Consider the following 16810-nt stretch of genomic DNA (forward strand, 5'->3'; position numbering starts at 1 on the left):
GCTTATGCCATAACCTCACGCCTGCCGGTTAGCGCAATTGCAGAGGGCGGCGTGTCCTGACACGCCGCCCTCTTGCATGAAAACGCGCCTTGCTGCGCAAGGGGGCCGGCGTTATCTGGCCCAGTCCGGCTTGTTGAGGATATGGTCCTGCCAGTCCACCACTTCGCTCTCGCGCACCGCGATATGCCGCACCGTGATGCGCTCACCGTGCATCGCCGCCTTGGAGCCGCTCAGCAACGGGTGCCAGGGGAACAGCGGCTTGCCTTCGCCGATCAGGCGATAGGCGCAGGTCGGCGGCAACCAATCGAAGGTGGTGAGGTTTTCGCGCGTCAATTTGATGCAGTCCTCTTCCAGCTCGAAGCGCCGCTCGTAGTTACGGCATTGGCAGGATTTGATGTTGAGCTGGTTGCAGGCTACGTTGGTAAAATAAATCTCGTCGGTATCTTCGTCGATCAGCTTATTCAAACAGCATTGCCCGCACCCGTCGCACAGCGATTCCCACTCTTGTTCTGACATTTCCGCCAGCGTTTTCTGTTGCCAAAAAGCGAGTTGTGACATGTTAGCGTCCGGTTTCGGTAAATGGATAACTCACCTGCGCACAGGTTCGAGGGGGGACTATATAGACATTTTAGCCGCGAGATGCAAGTTTTGCCGCCGACGATGCCGGCGGCGAACAGCGATCAGATCACCCGGGTGCTGAGCGCTTTACCGTTCAGACTGATTTTCAGCATGTCGCCGGAAGCCATCGGGCCTACGCCCTGCGGCGTGCCGGTCAGGATGATGTCGCCGGCGCGCAGCGTGAAGAAACGGCTCATGTAGCTGATTAGCGGCAGGATCGGCGTGATCATGTCACGCGTATTGCCCTGCTGGCGCAGTTGATCGTTGACCGTCAACGACAGCTCGGCGTTTTGCGGATCGCCGAATTCCGCCACCGGGATAAACCCCGACATCGGACAAGACCCGTCGAAGGCCTTGGCCTTCTCCCAGGGCTGACCGGCCTTTTTAAAACCGGCTTGCAGATCGCGCAGCGTCAGATCAAGCGCCACGCCGTAACCGGCAATCGCACGCGCCACGCGATCTTCGTTGGCCTGCTTCAACGGCGTGCCGATCAGTACCGCCAGCTCTACCTCATGATGCACCGCACCGAACTCTTTAGGGATGGCCACCGGCTGGCGGATATCGCATAACGCCGTCTCCGGTTTGATAAACACCACCGGCTCGACGGACACCGCACTGCCCATTTCCTTGATGTGATCGGCGTAGTTGCTGCCGACGCAGACCACCTTGTTCACCGGGAAATCGAGCAGCGAACCCTGCCAGTCTCTGTGTTGATACATACCGCTTCTCCCAAACTGTAGAGGCTTGGCGCGCCAAGCCGATTATTGGTGTGCCGGATCAATGCCCGATCGCGTCTGCCATCATACCCACGGCGATAGCGAAATAGTAAGAGCGATTCCAGTGCATCAGGGTGCGGAAATTATCATAGACCAGGAAGGTCCGCCCCTGCAGATCATCCGGCGCGATGATCCAGCCGCGCTGCACGGCGTGCGGCAACGCGCGGCCATCCGCACGGCGCACGCCGCGTTTCTGCCAGTCGTTGACGCTGCGCGCCTGCGCGTCTTTCAGGCCCAGTTCGGCTCGATTGAAGCCGGCGGGCAGTTTGACCTCGCGCCCCCAACCGATGCCGGGCTGCCAGCCCTCTTTGGACAGGTAGCTGGCCGTGGACGCGAAAACGTCGTCAATGTTATTCCAGATATCGATGCGCCCGTCACCGTCGCCGTCCGCCGCATAGCGCAGGAAGGAGCTTGGCATAAACTGACATTGCCCCATCGCGCCGGCCCAGGACCCTTTGAGCGACGTATCGCCAACGTGCCCCTGTTCGACTATCTGCAACGCCGCCAGCAGCTCCCGGCTGAAAAAGGCCTCGCGGCGCCCTTCGAACGCCAGCGTCGCCAGCGCGGACACCACGTCCTCCCGCCCCTGGATCTTGCCATAGGCGCTCTCCATGCCCCACAGCGCGATGATATAGCGCCCCGGCACCCGATAGCGTTCGCTGGCCCGCAGCCATTGCGCATGGCGCTGCCGGTACAGTTCGCGCCCCTGCCGCACCTTGGCGGGCGACATCACCCGCCGCAGGTAATCGTCCAACGTGATCTTCTGCTCCGGCTGATTGCGATCGGCCTTGATCACCCGATCGACGAAATGGATTTGCGCAAAGGCGCGGTCAAGGGTGGCCTGACTGATGCCCTGTTCCCGCGCCCGGCGCTTCAGTTGCTCGACATACGCCGGGAACTGCGCCGGATCGCGCCCGCTGGTCGCCAGCGTCGTCTCCTGCGCCGCCTGCGGTGCGCCCGGCATCATCGCACCGCCCAGCGCCAGCCAAACGGCCAACGCGGTACTTCTCGCCGAACGTGTCATCATGCCTCCCCTGACCGTGGCGGCGGTCTCAGGCCTTGTCGCCCGCCAAATGCTGATTGAGCAGGTTTTCCACCGGCGGCGGGAACTGCAGGTAATAACCTTCGTCTTTCAGCGCCTGCTTCACCTTTTCGATATCCGCCGAGGCCAATTTCTTGCGTTCATCGAGTGAAAGCATCATGGCGAATTGCGGTACGCCGAAACTTTTCATCAGCGCTTCCGGCACACGAGAGAAATCGTCTTTTTTTTCGACATAAAGATAAGTTTGATCGCGTTTCGGGCTTCTATAGATCACACAAAGCATTTTTTTAACTCTATTTAATTGAGGGAGCGTCTTGCCTGGATATAACTCTGACTATAACATGCTTATAGTACATCGGAATATCGCACCCCGAGTGGTATTCCGGGGATTTAAAGTTGCTGAGACTGAGTCAGGATAGATGTCACAATCGCCAATTGAGCTAAAAGGCAGCAGTTTTACCCTATCGGTTGTTCATTTGCATAATTCGCAGCCCGAGGTAATACGCCAGGCGTTACAGGAAAAAGTTGAGCAAGCGCCCGCTTTTCTGAAAAACGCCCCTGTTGTTATCAACGTCGCAACGCTGGATGGCGATGCGAACTGGAAAGAACTTCAACAGGCTGTCGCGGCGGCAGGTCTGCGCGTTGTGGGTATCAGCGGTTGCAGAGATGAGCGTCAAAAGCGCGCGATAGCCCGTGCCGGGCTGCCGCTGTTGAGCGAAGGCAGAGGCCAGAAAATGGCGGCGCCGGAGCCTGCACCTGCGCCCGTGGTGGCGGACAACGCCCCCGCCAAAACGCGTATCATCAGCACCCCTGTCCGTTCCGGCCAACAGATTTACGCCCGCAACTGCGATCTTATCGTGACCAGCAGCGTTAGCGCCGGCGCCGAACTGATTGCCGACGGCAACATTCATGTCTACGGCATGATGCGCGGTCGCGCGCTGGCAGGCGCGTCAGGCGACACGCAATGTCAGATTTTTTGCACCCACCTGGCGGCTGAGCTAGTCTCTATCGCAGGGCAGTACTGGTTGAGCGACCAAATCCCGTCCGATTACGTCGGGCAGGCCGTACGACTCAGCCTGTTGGATAACGCTTTAACCATACAACCTTTAAATTAAGCCCTTTTGACAAGGAATCCATTTCATGGCACGCATTATTGTTGTTACATCGGGTAAAGGGGGCGTTGGCAAGACCACTTCGAGCGCGGCCATCGCTACCGGCCTGGCCCAGAAAGGCAAGAAAACCGTCGTGATCGATTTCGATATCGGCCTGCGTAATCTTGACCTGATCATGGGCTGCGAACGTCGGGTAGTTTATGATTTCGTGAACGTGATTCAGGGCGACGCCACGCTGAATCAGGCGTTGATCAAAGACAAACGCACTGAAAACCTCTATATCCTGCCGGCTTCGCAGACACGCGACAAAGACGCGTTAACCCGTGAAGGCGTTGAAAAAGTCCTCAACGATCTCGGCGAGATGGATTTTGACTTCGTGGTCTGCGACTCACCGGCCGGTATCGAAACCGGTGCGCTGATGGCGCTGTATTTCGCCGACGAAGCTATCATCACCACCAACCCGGAAGTCTCTTCGGTACGCGACTCCGACCGTATCCTGGGCATCCTTTCCTCCAAATCGCGCCGCGCCGAGAAAGGCGAATCGCCTATCAAGGAACACCTGCTGCTGACCCGTTACAACCCGGGCCGCGTCAGCCGTGGCGACATGCTGAGCATGGAAGACGTGCTGGAAATCCTGCGCATTCCACTGGTGGGTGTGATCCCGGAAGACCAGTCCGTACTGCGTGCTTCCAACCAGGGTGAGCCTGTCATTCTGGATGCCGAGTCAGACGCCGGTAAGGCGTATGACGATACCGTTTGCCGCTTGTTGGGGGAAGAACGCCCATTCCGCTTCATTGAAGAAGAGAAGAAGGGTTTCCTGAAACGCCTTTTTGGGGGATAAACCATGGCCTTATTAGACTTCTTTCTGTCCCGCAAAAAACAGACAGCCAATATAGCCAAGGAACGGCTGCAGATTATCGTCGCAGAGCGTCGTCGCGGGGACAGTGAGCCCCCGTATCTGCCTGATTTGAAACGCGATATTCTGGCGGTTATTTGCAAATACATTCAGATCGATCCTGAAATGCTGCATGTGCAGTTCGAGCAGAAAGGGGACGATATTTCGGTACTTGAACTTAACGTGACATTACCGGAATCGGAAGAAGCAGCTAAATGATTGCGACGCATTAATTACCCCCTGTATATTTTATGCAGGGGGTAACTGTATGTGTATCCAGTTATTAAGCATTATCGGCAGCAAAAAATCGATTTTTCCCTTTGGGACAATTCCCAATTAACTTTGCCGCCACCTCGTTTAAAGTAAATTCTGGCCAGATTTACCTTCAACGCATTATTTCCTGCCTATATTCACCCGAGCAGAGTTTCCCTACCCTGCCCTGGTGATAACCAGCGATTAATAATCTTTCAGGATGTCCTGCAACGGCGCCATTAATAAATCGCCGCGCCAGCCGCTGATTAATTCAGGGCGACTCTCGCCGTCCTTCAGTTTCCAATGCCAGTTCAACAATTGGTTAATTTGGCGACGGGATGCCAGCAGCTCGCTGCTCAACCCGCTTTGCTCGCTGACGCTGGCGATAGCGGCCTTGATGTCCTTAAACACCTTCTTGTAGCCCGGCTGATCGATAAGGTTAGCCAACGGCGCCGGCAACTCGGACTCCTCCAGCGCTTCGGCTTCGGCCACCAGCGCCAACAGCGTTTTGCCGTGATAACGGATCTCCGGCCCGCTCAGGCCCAGCGAATCCAGTTCTCCCAGCGAAGACGGCATAAAGCGCGCCACCTGCCACAGGTTCTCCTCGCGAACCACGAAGTTCACCGCCAGATCGCGCTCGCGCGCCTGGCGCAACCGCCATTCCGCCAACTTCTGCAGGCACCCCAGCTGACGCGGGCGCAACTGCCAGGCATTGCTGATTTCGCGATAGGCCACTTCCGGCGCCAGCGCCTCGCTACGGCGTTGGCACAGCAGCAAGCACTCGTTATTGGCCGCAGCGGTCCAGCCGGCCTCTTCAGTCTCCTGCACCAGCTGTTTGGCCATCGGCAGCAGGTAGAACACGTCGGCGGCCGCATACACGCACTGTCTTTCAGTCAGCGGGCGCGCCAGCCAATCGGTGCGCGACTCGCTCTTGTCCAGTTCAACCTTCATGTACTCCGCCACCAGCGTCGCAAAGCCGCAGGAGAGCGGCCGACCGGTAAAGGCCGCCAGGATCTGAGTGTCGATCATCGGCGTCGGCAGCGTTTTAAAGGCGTTGAGAAACACTTCAAGATCTTCACTGCCGGCATGCAGAAACTTCACCACGGCGGTGTCGGCCAGCAGCTCGACAAACGGTTGCCAGTGCTTGATCGGCAGAGGATCGATAAGGGAGAGTTGTTCACCGTCGTAAAGCTGGATCAGGCCCAGCTGCGGATAGTAGGTACGCGTTCTGACAAACTCGGTGTCCAGCGCAACCTGGGCATGCTTTCTCGCCTGCTCGCAGACCTGCTGCAATCCGGCATCGGTAGTGATCAACTGATAATTCAAAACATCATTCTCTTGTAGGATTCAAACACAACAACGCCGGCATTCACCGGCGTTGTTGATAGGCTGACGCGAAAGCAAAACCTAGGCGGCATCGGCCGGCTTAGGCGCTTTTTGCTCATCGCGCAATTCTCGCCGCAAAATCTTGCCGACGTTCGACTTCGGCAGTTCATCGCGGAACTCAACAATTTTAGGCACTTTATACCCGGTCAGGTGGCGTCGGCAATGGGTCAACAGCTCTTCCTTGGTCAGCGAGGCGTCTTTCTTCACCACGCAGATCTTCACCGTTTCGCCGGAGGCCTCGCTGGGCACGCCGATTGCCGCACATTCCAGCACTTTCGGGTGCTGGCTGACCACATCTTCAATCTCGTTCGGATACACGTTGAAACCCGATACCAGGATCATGTCTTTCTTGCGGTCGACGATGCGCACAAATCCCTGATCGTCCACGGTCACCACATCACCGGTCGCCAGCCAGCCGTCTTTCAGCACTTCGTCGGTGGCATCCGGGCGCTGCCAATAGCCTAACATAACTTGCGGCCCTTTGACCCACAGTTCGCCCGGCTCGCCCGGCGGCACGTCATGGCCGTTGTCGTCCACCAACCGAATGTCCGTCGACGGCACCGGCAGACCGATGCTGCCGCTGTAATGTTTAAGATCGTAAGGGTTGCCGGCCACCAGCGGCGCGCACTCCGTCAGGCCGTAACCTTCCAGCAGGTGTTTGCCGGTGGTTTTCTCCCACTTCTCGGCCACCGATTTTTGCACCGACATGCCGCCGCCGACCGAGAAACGCAGCGTAGAGAAATCGAGCTTGTGGAAGTCTTCGTTGTTCAGCAACGCATTGAACAGCGTATTTACCCCGCTCATGGCGGTGAACGGGTATTTGCCCAATTCTTTCACCAGGCCCGGAATGTCACGCGGGTTGGTGATCAGCAAATTGCGCCCGCCCAGATCGATAAACAGCAGGCAGTTCACCGTCAGCGCGAAAATGTGATACAGCGGCAGCGCCGTCACCACCAGCTCCTGCCCTTCACGGAACAGCGGCGAATAGGCGGCCTTGGCTTGCTCAAGGTTGGCCTGCATGTTGCGGTGAGTCAGCATCGCCCCCTTCGCCACCCCGGTGGTGCCGCCGGTGTATTGCAGGAAAGCCAGATCGGCATTAATGATGTCCGGTTTTACATATTGCAAACGGCGGCCGCGCTGCAGCGCGCTGCGGAAGGAAATGGCGTCCGGCAGGTTGTATTTCGGCACCAGACGCTTAACGTATTTGACCACGAAGTTGACCAACGTGCCCTTGGCAGCCGACAGCTGATCGCCCATGCGCGTCAGGATCACGTGTTTGACCTGGGTGTTGAACACCACTTTTTCCAGCGTATGGGCAAAGTTGGAGACGATGACGATGGCGCTGGCGCCGCTGTCGTTCAACTGGTGCTCCAGCTCGCGCGGGGTATACAGCGGGTTGACGTTGACCACCACCATGCCGGCACGCAGAATGCCGAACAGGGCAATGGGGTATTGCAACAGGTTAGGCATCATCAGCGCGACGCGGTCGCCCTTCTTCAGGCCCAGCTCATTTTGCAGGTAAGCCGCGAAAGCCCGGCTGCGTTCTTCCAGTTTGCGGAAGGTCATCACCTCGCCCATATTGATAAAGGCGGGCTGATCGGCATAGCGCTGCACGGCATGCTCAAACATTTCGATCAACGACGAATAGCGATCGGCATCAATCTCTGCGGGCACATCTGCCGGATACCGTTTTAACCAGACCTTATCCAAGGTATTACTCCTGAAATCATTACTAATTATCATCGCAGCCCTCAAACTCGCAGCCTAACCATAACAATATTTTAACTCAGCAGACCAGTTCGGGTTTTAAACATTACTCAGGTTGCGATGTACGTCACTAATTGTCGGATATTCCTTATCCCAAAAAACAAAAGGGCGGCCTGAGCCGCCCTGTCAAATTTGTTCACATCAAGCGTATGTTACTCGGTTACGATGGTTTGCACCTGTGCCGGGCCGGGGTTGTACCAGCCATAGCCTGCGCCCCAGCCGGGTCCCCACGGGCCACCGCGCCAGCCCCAAGGGCCCATCGGCGCAGGCGGCATCACCACCTGCTGTACCAGATGCCAGCGCTTGAAACCGGTCACGTTCATCGTTACGAAGCGATATGGCGTCATGCCGATCCGCCCCTCTTTCAGGCCGGTGATAGGGCCGACGACGGTCACCAATTGGCCTTTGAAATCGACCGGTTCGAGGAAGCCGTTCACCGTGGCCAGCAAGCGGCCGTTCGACGGTTCACCCAGTATCGGCCGCGCACCGCTGTCGAGCGGCACCGCCGCGATCTCCAGCAGCGTGCGCCCTTGTTCGTTGGCGACGTTCACCACGGTGCCGCCGAAGCGGGCTTCCGCGCCGGTAAACAGGTTCGGTGCATTTTGTACCGAGGAAAGCTGAGTCACCGGCGAAGGGCTGGAGCCTTTGATCGCATCCGGTACGGTGACGCACCCGGTCAGAACCAGCGCGCCGCAGGCGACGGCCAGCAGCGACAGCTTTTTACTTGCAGTGCGGATTAACATGGTCGCAATCTCCTGAAATGCCTGTAACTTTGACCGCGTTTCAGCGCTCAAGTTGCAGGCCTTCATCGCCCGGCATCAACATCAGCACAATAACGCCGCGATTACTCGCGGCCCGGCAGTTTTTTCCAGGTCACTTCATTGCGCAGGTAGGTCGGCTCGGCGTTTTCCACCGCCACCGCCAGCCCCTGTTGCCAGGCGTGCAGCGCCAGCGGCAGCATGTCTTCCGCCTGCGGCAACAGCATCTGGCCGTCGCGCACGCTCAGCGTGGAACCGTTGACCAGATCGGGGTAGGTTTGCCAGCCGGTTCCAACGTGGGCCCATTCGCCCTGCAGGCGCCGTGCACGCTCGAGCGCCTGCGCCGGCGACAGCACCGCCTCGCCTTCGCTTTCCAACCAGCGGCCGTCGGCCTGACGTTCGAACTGCCCCCAGTAGACCTCGCCCATACGCGCATCGATCGCCGCCAGCACACGCTCCGCGCCGCTGACGCGCCAGGCGCCCTGCGCCATGGTTTGCAGCGTAGAAACGCCGATCATCGGCAGATCGGCGCCCAGCGCCAGGCCCTGAGCGATGCCGATGCCGATGCGCACCCCGGTAAAACTGCCGGGGCCGCGGCCGAAGGCCAGCGCATCGAGCTGGTTGAGCGCCAGGCCGGATTCCGCCAGCACCTGCTGCACCATAGGTAAAATACGTTGCGTATGCTCGCGTGGGCACAGCTCAAACAGGGCGTGGATTTCGCCTTGATTCCAGACGGCGACGGAACAGGCTTCCGTCGCGGTATCGATCGCTAAAATTCGCGTGGACATGCCAACCTCTGGCGGGAATAAAACTGGGTTTTTCATACAGGGCGCGCATTGTAGCACAGCCCCGTAAGCCCTTCATCTTTCACGTGGCCGACGTATCAGCGGCCTGCAAGAAGGCGATCGCCTGCTTCAGATCGCGGGTACGCGGCGTAGGCGGCAGGCTATTGAGGAACACCTCGCCATAAGGGCGCATCACCAGACGGTTATCGCAGATCACCAGCACGCCGCGATCGTCGGTATCGCGGATCAAACGGCCCACCCCCTGTTTCAGGGTGATGACCGCATCCGGCAACTGCACGTCATTGAACGGATCGCCGCCGCGCAGGCGACAATCTTCAATGCGCGCCTTCAGCAGCGGATCGTCCGGTGAGGTAAACGGCAGCTTATCGATGATCACGCACGACAGCGCATCGCCACGCACGTCCACCCCTTCCCAGAAGCTGCTGGTCGCCACCAACAGCGCGTTACCGGCGGCGACGAACTGTGCCAACAGCTGCCCTTTGCTGGTTTCCCCTTGCAATAAGACCGGCAGCGTCATCGTGGCACGGAACTCTTCCGCCAGCTCGCGCATCATCTGGTGCGACGTGCACAAGAAGAAGCAGCGGCCGTTGTTGGCTTCGATTAATGGGCGCAGCATGCGCGCCAGCTGGCGCGCCCCGCCGGGCTGATTCGGCGAAGGCAAAAAGCGCGGCACGCACAGCAACGCCTGTTTGGCATAGTCGAACGGGCTCGGCAACAGCAGCGTTTTGGCCTTGGTCAGCCCCAGCCGTTCGGTGAAGTGACCCAACTGATCGTTGACCGACAGCGTCGCCGAGGTAAAGATCCAGCTGCCCGGCTTCTCGTCCAGCATTTCGCGGAAACGATCGGCCACCGTCAGCGGCGTCAGCGCCAACACGAAGTGGCGCGAATTGCACTCATACCAATAGCTGTAGCCCGGTTCCGTCACCGCCTTGAGGCGTTTGAGACGCGCGCGATACAACGTGGCGCGCTCAAAGGCGGCATCCAGCAGCGCCGAACGCCCCAGCGACAGTTTCATGACGTCATAACACAGCTCCAGCGCGTCATCGAGCAGCAACAAAGCGCGCTGCACGTTCGGTTCGCCGAGCACATCCCGCAGGTTGCCGCGAAAACCCGGCTCCCCCAGATTCAGACGGAAATCTTGCGTGCTCAGGCTGAGACGGTCGGCGCTTTTTTGCAGTTGGGCGGCATCGCGCACCTCGGTGCGGTAGGCGATGGTGATGTCCTTCGCCAGATCCAGCAGTTGGCGGCTGGTGAGCTGCTGGCCGAAATACTGGCTGGCGATGTCGGGAATTTGGTGCGCCTCATCGAAAATCATCACCTCGGCTTCCGGGATCAGCTCGGCGAAGCCGCCCTCTTTCACCACCATATCCGCCAGGAACAGGTGATGGTTCACCACCACCACATCCGCATCCATCGCGCGGCGGCGCGCTTTGACCACGAAGCAATCCTGATACAGCGGGCAGTCGCTGCCGAGACAGTTGTCATTGGTGCTGGTCACCAATGGCCAGACGAAGCTGTCTTCCGCCACTTCGCTGCAGGTGCTGATATCACCCTCTTTGGTCTGCGACGACCACTTGCGCAGTTGCACCAGATCGATCAACGTCTGCCCCGCCAGCTCCCCGCCGGCCATCGACTGTTGCTCAAGACGCTCCAGACACAGGTAGTTGGAGCGCCCCTTCAGCAGCGCCAGCTTGCCTTTGTACTTCAGCGCCTTGGCGACGGTGGGCAGATCGCGCGCATACAGCTGATCCTGCAGCGCTTTCGAACCGGTGGAGATGATCACTTTGCGATCGGCACGCAGCGCCGGCGCCAGATAAGCGAAGGTTTTGCCGGTGCCGGTGCCGGCTTCCACCACCAGTTCCTGCTTGAAATTGATCGCTTCGGTAACGGCTTGCGCCATCTGCCGCTGCGGCTCACGCGGTTTGAATCCCTTGATAGCCTGCGCCAATGCGCCGTCTGTTGCAAAATCGTCTGTCACGCTGTCTCTCTGCCGGTGTCATTCAGCGGTGATTATGCCAAGCCTGCCGCCCGGCTACCACCCACTTTATCGCCGCGCTTTTTCATCACCGGCTGTGCTACCCTTAGCGGGACTATGATATGGAGATAAGCAAATGAATATCGAAAGAATTGATCCCGATCAGCGCTGGTCCGAAGCCGTGGTGCACAACGAGACCGTTTACTACACCAGCGTGCCTGAGAATCTGGACGATGACGCGACCGCGCAGACCGCCAACGCCCTTGCCGCCATCGACGTGCTGCTGGAACGTGTAGGGTCGGACAAAAGCCGTATTCTGGATGCCACCATCTTCCTGGCCAATACCGCCGACTTCGCCGCGATGAACGCCGCCTGGGACGCCTGGGTTGTCGCCGGCAGCGCGCCGGTGCGCTGCACCGTGCAGGCTCAGCTGATGAATCCGAAGTACAAGGTGGAAATCAAAATCATCGCCGCGCTGTAAGCCTCGCGCAGACGAAAAAAAACCGCAGACGGCAACGCCTGCGGTTTTTTATTGCCCGCTATCAGGACAGTTTGAGGATCACCATCCCCGTCAACAGCAGCGCCAGGCCAATCCAGCCTTTGGCGTTCAACCGCTGGCCGAACATGATCCAGCCTGCGGCGATGGTGGCGGCGATGCCGAAACCGCCCCACAACGCGTAAGCGATTGACAGATCGATGCCCTTCACCGCCTGCGCCAGGGCGCTGAACGCACCGAGCACCGACAGCAGCGACAGCAATCCCAGCCAAATTTTACGGAAACCGTCCGACATCTTCAGGAAGATGTTGGCGATGATTTCCAGCACGATGGCCAATCCCAGGAACCCAATGTGGTACAACTCAAACTGTTGCATGGTTGTCACCTCGCGGGCTGACCTGTTTTCGCTCTTTGCGGGTACCGGATTTCACCAGCATGATACCGGCGATCAGCGTAGCCAGACCCAGTACCTTCAGCGCCGAAATGGGCTCGTCGAACCACAGCACGCTGAACAGGGTAATGAACAGAATGCCGATACCTTCCCACAGCGCATAAGCTACGCCCAACGCCACGCGTTTTACCGCTACTGACAGCAACACATAAGACGCGGTGATCATCACGTACATCACGATATGCCCGATCATGCCGCCATTGACGCTGGCGTATTTCATCGACAAGGTGCCGATGATTTCGGTCATGATGGCCAAACCTAAAAAGATCCAATAAATCATAATTTTTCTCCCAAACGGCGAATAACGCGCGCCAAGGCATATTTATCCCGATTTATCTCGTCGAACGGCCGCAGTACGGCGCGCAAGACGCAGAGATCCCTGGGGATAAACTGACCCAAACGCAAAAAGAATGTTTGTCCGGCTGAACGGTAGAGCGAAGGCGTAAGCCCGCTACCAGCACCGGTTAAGGGAGAAAGACGCTATAGCTCGCTGCACCAGTGATGCTCACTGGCAAGGATCGCAGACAGGAAGAGTTGGCACGTAGAGGTTCTGAGGGTAGTTCCGTTAATAGTCATCATAATAGTTCTCTATTATCAGCCGCACACCGTGCGATTTGCCCAATATCCTCATAAAAGTAAAATTTTCAACTGAGATATTTTTACCATAGCCAAAATAAGAAAGCAAACTGCCGTTTTCATAAAAAAGCAGAAAAAAACGGGTTAAAAATAAGAAAGTTAATCGCGATAAAAATTAAAAAAGGCCCAACGGAGCGTTGAGCCTTGCGAGATCCGCGGGTGAGCAAATAAGCGCCAACCCCAGGCCTGGCGCGGGTTACAACGCGGCGCCGCTGACGGCGCTGCGCGCCAGTTCAGTGATGCGCGCGTAGTCGCCGCTTTCGAGCGCATCGGCCGGCGCCAGCCAGGAGCCGCCGATGCACAGCACGCTTTTTAGCGCCAGATAATCGCGGTAATTGTTCGGCGTAATGCCGCCGGTCGGGCAAAAGCGCACCTGCGGGAACGGGCCGCCGATCGCCTGCAGCGCCTTCACGCCGCCGTTGGCTTCCGCCGGGAAGAATTTGAATTCGCGCAGGCCGTAATCCATGCCCAGCATCAGTTCAGATACGGTGCTGATGCCCGGGATCAACGGGATTGACCCCGCCGTCGCCGCCTGCAGCAAAGCGTCGGTCAGCCCCGGGCTGATGGCGAACTGCGCCCCGGCCTCGGTCACCTCCCGCAGCTGCTGTGGATTGATCACCGTACCGGCGCCGATGATCGCCTCCGGCACCTCTTTGGCGATAGCGCGAATAGCCTCCAGCGCACAGGCGGTGCGCAGCGTCACCTCCAGTACCCGCACGCCGCCGGCAACCAATGCTTTCGCCAGCGGCACCGCCTGTTCCAGCGTGTTGATCACGATAACAGGCACCACCGGCCCCGCCGTCAGGATCTGTTCAGCGCTGGTTTTCCAGTTTTTCATCATTCTTTCTCCATTACTCGCGGTTAACAATGGCACGCCCCTGCCACAGGGCTCCGCGCAAACGCGCGAACGTCCGGCCGTACCGTAAGTGATGTGGCCCACGCGCAGATCGCAGGCAAAAAAAAGCCGGCAGACGGGCTGCCGGCATTGCGCATTACTCGAACTCGTTCCAGGAACGGCCGTCGCGGGTGATCATCGCCACCGAGGCCACCGGCCCCCAGGTGCCCGCCTGATAAGGCTTAGGCGCTTCGTTGTCGGCTTTCCACGCGTCCATGATGGAGTCGACCCACTTCCAGGCCTCTTCCACTTCGTCACGGCGCACGAACAGCGCCTGAATGCCGCGCATGGTCTCCAGCAGCAGGCGCTCGTAGGCGTCCGCCACGTGCTCCTGGTTGAAGGTTTCCGAGAAACTCAGATCCAGCTTGGTAGTCTGCAGGCGGTGCTTGTGATCCAGCCCCGGCACCTTGTTCAATACCTGAATTTCGATGCCTTCGTCCGGTTGCAAACGAATGGTCAGCTTGTTTTGCGGCAGCTGCTGATAAGAGTCGCTGAACAGGTTAAGCGGCGGATTCTTGAAGTACACCACCACTTCCGAGCATTTGGTCGGCAGACGTTTACCGGTACGCAGATAGAACGGCACCCCGGCCCATTGCCAGTTGTCGATGTCCACGCGGATGGAAACGAAGGTCTCGGTGCTGCTGCTCTTGTTCGCCCCTTCTTCTTCCAGATACCCCGGCACTTTCTTGCCCTGAACGAAACCGGCGGTGTACTGACCGCGCACGGTGGTTTCCCGTACATTGGTCTGATCGATGCGGCGCAGCGAACGCAGCACCTTCACCTTCTCGTCGCGGATGCGGTCGGTGGTCAGATCCGCCGGCGGCGACATGGCGATCATGGTCAGGATCTGCAGCAGGTGGTTCTGGATCATGTCGCGCATCTGGCCGGCCTGATCGAAGTAGCCCCAGCGCCCTTCGATGCCCACCTCTTCCGCCACGGTGATCTGCACCGAATCGATGGTGCGGTTGTCCCAGTTGGACGCGAACAGCGAGTTGGCGAAACGCAGCGCCAACAGGTTCAACACCGTCTCTTTGCCGAGGTAGTGGTCGATGCGGTAGACCTGGGACTCGTTGAAGAACTCCGCCACCTGATCGTTGATCACGCGGGAGGACGCCAGATCGGTGCCCAACGGTTTCTCCATCACCACGCGCGCCGGCTCATGGTTCAGCTTGGCTTCGCCCAACCCTTTGCAGATGGCGCCGAAGGTGCTTGGCGGCATGGCGAAGTAGTTGATGGTGGTGCGGTGCTTCTGGTCCAGCATTTTACCGAGTTTGGTAAAGTTCTTGCTGTCGTTGACGTCCAGATTGCAGAAGTCCAGGCGCGCGCTCAGCGTGGCCCAGAGTTCGTCATCCAGCTTTTCCTTCATGAAGGTGCCAAGCGCTTCCTTGACCACTTCGGTATAGGCTTTTTTATCCCACTCCGCGCGGCCGACGCCGATGATCCGCGTATCCGGGTGGATGTGTCCGGCTTTCTCTAACTGGTACAGGGAAGGCAGCAGCTTACGGCGCGCCAAATCACCTTTCGCGCCGAAAATAACCAGGTCACACGCCTGGGCTGTAGAGGTTACCGCCATGTTCATCTCCTCGTTGCAGGATATTTGTAATTTTCTTACATTACTAATGTACTCTGTTTGACTACGGCCAGCAAACCCGGCGCAGAAGCAGAAAAAAGACGTTAAGATCTCAGTGGTAGCGCCACTGCGCGCCGGCGCCCTCACAGGCGGGCAAAACTGTAATTTTTCGTCTTTTTTGACGCTCTGTTACCATTATGAAAGTTAGACACAGGTCATATTCTGGTGAAAAAAGCCTGCATACGCCCTGTCGAGACTGCCAACGGTTACCAGCACGTAGTATATTTTCACTAAACCGGCATTGATTTCTCCTTTGTTTGCAATCGACATACCCTATCGATTTCAGGTTACAGCCGCTCGTTTGGCGTCTGCTTGCACGGCGAACACGGGCGAAATTCGGCGCTGTTGCTTGAAAGCCACAGGGATAAAACCATGAGTGACTCTCGTTATATGAATACGCTGGACAAAATCCAGAGCCATCTGGAGCTCCTGAGCAAATCTGAAAGGAAAGTCGCCGAGGTGATCCTGGCCTCCCCGCAGACCGCCATTCACTCCAGCATCGCCACGCTGGCGCGCATGGCCGACGTCAGCGAACCCACCGTCAACCGTTTTTGCCGTCGCCTTGATACCAAAGGCTTTCCCGACTTCAAACTGCATCTCGCCCAAAGTCTGGCTAACGGCACGCCCTACGTAAACCGCAACGTCGAGGAAGATGACAGCGTCGATTCCTACACCAGCAAGATCTTCGAATCGGTGATGGCCAGCCTGGATACAGTAAAGGCAAATTTGGATATTGCCGCAATCAATCGTGCGGTTGACCTGCTCACCCAGGCAAAAAAGATCTCTTTCTTCGGTCTGGGCGCCTCCGCCGCCGTGGCCCACGACGCGATGAACAAATTTTTCCGCTTCAATATTCCGGTGGTCTACTTCGATGACATCGTCATGCAGCGCATGAGCTGCATGAACTCCGGCGAGGGCGACGTGGTGGTGTTGATCTCTCACACCGGCCGCACCAAGAACCTGGTGGAAATGGCCCACCTGGCGCGAGAAAACGACGCCACGGTACTGGCTATCACCTCGCGCGATACCCCGCTCGCCCAGGCGGCGACCCTCGCGTTGCTGCTCGACGTGCCTGAAGACACCGACGTTTACATGCCGATGGTGTCGCGGATCGCGCAATTAACGCTCATTGACGTGCTCGCCACCGGATTTACCTTGCGCAGAGGGGCTAAATTCAGAGATAACTTGAAGCGGGTCAAAGAAGCGCTCAAAGAATCGCGCTTTGATAAAGGCGTAGTCATTCCCAACAGTTTTGACTCGTAACCCGACGAAGAAAAAAGTCGCCGTTCAACAGACATTTGAATGGCGACATCAG

The 16810-nt window shown here is 58.0% G+C and carries 18 protein-coding genes; 5 read left to right on the forward strand and 13 right to left on the reverse strand.

Going from position 1 to position 16810, the window contains the following annotated elements; translation table 11 throughout:
- Positions 1-111 precede the first annotated feature (111 nt).
- The 4 genes from ACP3TA_RS19655 to ACP3TA_RS19670 all read right to left on the reverse strand — a co-directional run bounded on the left by ACP3TA_RS19655 (position 112) and on the right by ACP3TA_RS19670 (position 2719).
- The gene (locus ACP3TA_RS19655) at positions 112-558 is read right to left on the reverse strand and encodes a YcgN family cysteine cluster protein (protein WP_025159803.1); all 447 of its coding nucleotides are present in this window, start codon (positions 556-558) and stop codon (positions 112-114) included.
- A gap of 122 nt (positions 559-680) precedes the next feature.
- Positions 681-1337, reverse strand: coding sequence for a fumarylacetoacetate hydrolase family protein (locus ACP3TA_RS19660; RefSeq protein WP_033643338.1), 657 nt, complete (start codon positions 1335-1337; stop codon positions 681-683).
- A 58-nt stretch (positions 1338-1395) separates the two neighbouring features.
- Positions 1396-2418, reverse strand: coding sequence for a lytic murein transglycosylase (locus ACP3TA_RS19665; protein WP_046687238.1), 1023 nt, complete (start codon positions 2416-2418; stop codon positions 1396-1398).
- 28 nt (positions 2419-2446) lie between these two features.
- Positions 2447-2719, reverse strand: coding sequence for a YcgL domain-containing protein (locus ACP3TA_RS19670; protein ID WP_033643340.1), 273 nt, complete (start codon positions 2717-2719; stop codon positions 2447-2449).
- A 136-nt stretch (positions 2720-2855) separates the two neighbouring features.
- Between ACP3TA_RS19670 and minC the strand changes: the two genes are divergently transcribed.
- The 3 genes from minC to minE are packed head-to-tail and all read left to right on the forward strand — an operon-like array spanning position 2856 to position 4662.
- Positions 2856-3551 carry a septum site-determining protein MinC gene (gene minC / locus ACP3TA_RS19675; protein WP_033650952.1) on the forward strand — a complete coding sequence of 232 codons (696 nt, stop codon included), beginning with the start codon at positions 2856-2858 and terminating at the stop codon, positions 3549-3551.
- 25 nt (positions 3552-3576) lie between these two features.
- Entirely contained in the window at positions 3577-4389 is an 813-nt protein-coding gene (gene minD, locus ACP3TA_RS19680) for a septum site-determining protein MinD (protein ID WP_004932300.1), read from the forward strand.
- Positions 4390-4392: 3 nt separating this feature from the next.
- Complete coding sequence (gene minE, locus ACP3TA_RS19685) at positions 4393-4662, forward strand: cell division topological specificity factor MinE (protein ID WP_004932303.1); 270 nt, start codon at positions 4393-4395, stop codon at positions 4660-4662.
- A gap of 237 nt (positions 4663-4899) precedes the next feature.
- Here minE and rnd read toward each other — a convergent pair whose 3' ends face one another.
- The 5 genes from rnd to ACP3TA_RS19710 all read right to left on the reverse strand — a co-directional run bounded on the left by rnd (position 4900) and on the right by ACP3TA_RS19710 (position 11390).
- Positions 4900-6021 carry a ribonuclease D gene (gene rnd / locus ACP3TA_RS19690; RefSeq protein WP_096242316.1) on the reverse strand — a complete coding sequence of 374 codons (1122 nt, stop codon included), beginning with the start codon at positions 6019-6021 and terminating at the stop codon, positions 4900-4902.
- 81 nt (positions 6022-6102) lie between these two features.
- Positions 6103-7791 carry a long-chain-fatty-acid--CoA ligase FadD gene (fadD, locus tag ACP3TA_RS19695; protein WP_033643344.1) on the reverse strand — a complete coding sequence of 563 codons (1689 nt, stop codon included), beginning with the start codon at positions 7789-7791 and terminating at the stop codon, positions 6103-6105.
- 209 nt (positions 7792-8000) lie between these two features.
- Positions 8001-8591 carry a Slp family lipoprotein gene (locus tag ACP3TA_RS19700; RefSeq protein WP_021503867.1) on the reverse strand — a complete coding sequence of 197 codons (591 nt, stop codon included), beginning with the start codon at positions 8589-8591 and terminating at the stop codon, positions 8001-8003.
- A 101-nt stretch (positions 8592-8692) separates the two neighbouring features.
- Positions 8693-9394 (reverse strand): tRNA (adenosine(37)-N6)-threonylcarbamoyltransferase complex dimerization subunit type 1 TsaB, encoded by a 702-nt coding sequence (tsaB, locus tag ACP3TA_RS19705; RefSeq protein ID WP_170853002.1) that lies wholly within the window; start codon positions 9392-9394, stop codon positions 8693-8695.
- Between the two features lie 79 nt (positions 9395-9473).
- Entirely contained in the window at positions 9474-11390 is a 1917-nt protein-coding gene (locus ACP3TA_RS19710; RefSeq protein WP_004932318.1) for an ATP-dependent DNA helicase, read from the reverse strand.
- A 133-nt stretch (positions 11391-11523) separates the two neighbouring features.
- Between ACP3TA_RS19710 and ACP3TA_RS19715 the strand changes: the two genes are divergently transcribed.
- A complete protein-coding gene (locus ACP3TA_RS19715; protein WP_004932322.1) occupies positions 11524-11868 on the forward strand; it encodes a RidA family protein in 345 nt (114 codons plus the stop codon).
- A gap of 61 nt (positions 11869-11929) precedes the next feature.
- Here the strand turns inward: ACP3TA_RS19715 and mdtI are convergent, their stop codons facing one another.
- From mdtI to zwf, 4 genes are all read right to left on the reverse strand, one after another.
- On the reverse strand, positions 11930-12259 hold the full coding sequence (gene mdtI, locus ACP3TA_RS19720) for a multidrug/spermidine efflux SMR transporter subunit MdtI (protein WP_016927446.1): 330 nt from the start codon (positions 12257-12259) through the stop codon (positions 11930-11932).
- Complete coding sequence (gene mdtJ / locus ACP3TA_RS19725; RefSeq protein ID WP_004932327.1) at positions 12246-12614, reverse strand: multidrug/spermidine efflux SMR transporter subunit MdtJ; 369 nt, start codon at positions 12612-12614, stop codon at positions 12246-12248. Before mdtJ ends, mdtI begins: the two co-directional genes overlap by 14 nt.
- Before the next feature lie 552 nt (positions 12615-13166).
- Positions 13167-13808 carry a bifunctional 4-hydroxy-2-oxoglutarate aldolase/2-dehydro-3-deoxy-phosphogluconate aldolase gene (locus ACP3TA_RS19730; protein ID WP_089197700.1) on the reverse strand — a complete coding sequence of 214 codons (642 nt, stop codon included), beginning with the start codon at positions 13806-13808 and terminating at the stop codon, positions 13167-13169.
- A gap of 154 nt (positions 13809-13962) precedes the next feature.
- The gene (zwf, locus tag ACP3TA_RS19735; RefSeq protein ID WP_033643346.1) at positions 13963-15438 is read right to left on the reverse strand and encodes a glucose-6-phosphate dehydrogenase; all 1476 of its coding nucleotides are present in this window, start codon (positions 15436-15438) and stop codon (positions 13963-13965) included.
- Between the two features lie 447 nt (positions 15439-15885).
- Between zwf and ACP3TA_RS19740 the strand changes: the two genes are divergently transcribed.
- Positions 15886-16758 carry a MurR/RpiR family transcriptional regulator gene (locus ACP3TA_RS19740; RefSeq protein WP_033643347.1) on the forward strand — a complete coding sequence of 291 codons (873 nt, stop codon included), beginning with the start codon at positions 15886-15888 and terminating at the stop codon, positions 16756-16758.
- The last annotated feature ends 52 nt before the right edge of the window (positions 16759-16810 follow it).

Source organism: Serratia sp. 2C06, assembly GCF_050037615.1.
Lineage (GTDB): Bacteria > Pseudomonadota > Gammaproteobacteria > Enterobacterales > Enterobacteriaceae > Serratia > Serratia ureilytica.

What these genes read in the sequence shown, in the direction of transcription:
- mdtJ (WP_004932327.1), bottom strand. Translation starts at nt 12,614, where the DNA reads ATGATTTATTGGATCTTTTTAGGTTTGGCCATCATGACCGAAATCATC.
- ACP3TA_RS19700 (WP_021503867.1), bottom strand. Translation starts at nt 8,591, where the DNA reads ATGTTAATCCGCACTGCAAGTAAAAAGCTGTCGCTGCTGGCCGTCGCC.
- ACP3TA_RS19730 (WP_089197700.1), bottom strand. Translation starts at nt 13,808, where the DNA reads ATGAAAAACTGGAAAACCAGCGCTGAACAGATCCTGACGGCGGGGCCG.
- zwf (WP_033643346.1), bottom strand. Translation starts at nt 15,438, where the DNA reads ATGGCGGTAACCTCTACAGCCCAGGCGTGTGACCTGGTTATTTTCGGC.
- ACP3TA_RS19715 (WP_004932322.1), top strand. Translation starts at nt 11,524, where the DNA reads ATGAATATCGAAAGAATTGATCCCGATCAGCGCTGGTCCGAAGCCGTG.
- ACP3TA_RS19665 (WP_046687238.1), bottom strand. Translation starts at nt 2,418, where the DNA reads ATGACACGTTCGGCGAGAAGTACCGCGTTGGCCGTTTGGCTGGCGCTG.
- ACP3TA_RS19655 (WP_025159803.1), bottom strand. Translation starts at nt 558, where the DNA reads ATGTCACAACTCGCTTTTTGGCAACAGAAAACGCTGGCGGAAATGTCA.
- ACP3TA_RS19740 (WP_033643347.1), top strand. Translation starts at nt 15,886, where the DNA reads ATGAATACGCTGGACAAAATCCAGAGCCATCTGGAGCTCCTGAGCAAA.
- tsaB (WP_170853002.1), bottom strand. Translation starts at nt 9,394, where the DNA reads ATGTCCACGCGAATTTTAGCGATCGATACCGCGACGGAAGCCTGTTCC.
- minD (WP_004932300.1), top strand. Translation starts at nt 3,577, where the DNA reads ATGGCACGCATTATTGTTGTTACATCGGGTAAAGGGGGCGTTGGCAAG.
- ACP3TA_RS19670 (WP_033643340.1), bottom strand. Translation starts at nt 2,719, where the DNA reads ATGCTTTGTGTGATCTATAGAAGCCCGAAACGCGATCAAACTTATCTT.
- minE (WP_004932303.1), top strand. Translation starts at nt 4,393, where the DNA reads ATGGCCTTATTAGACTTCTTTCTGTCCCGCAAAAAACAGACAGCCAAT.
- mdtI (WP_016927446.1), bottom strand. Translation starts at nt 12,259, where the DNA reads ATGCAACAGTTTGAGTTGTACCACATTGGGTTCCTGGGATTGGCCATC.
- ACP3TA_RS19660 (WP_033643338.1), bottom strand. Translation starts at nt 1,337, where the DNA reads ATGTATCAACACAGAGACTGGCAGGGTTCGCTGCTCGATTTCCCGGTG.
- minC (WP_033650952.1), top strand. Translation starts at nt 2,856, where the DNA reads ATGTCACAATCGCCAATTGAGCTAAAAGGCAGCAGTTTTACCCTATCG.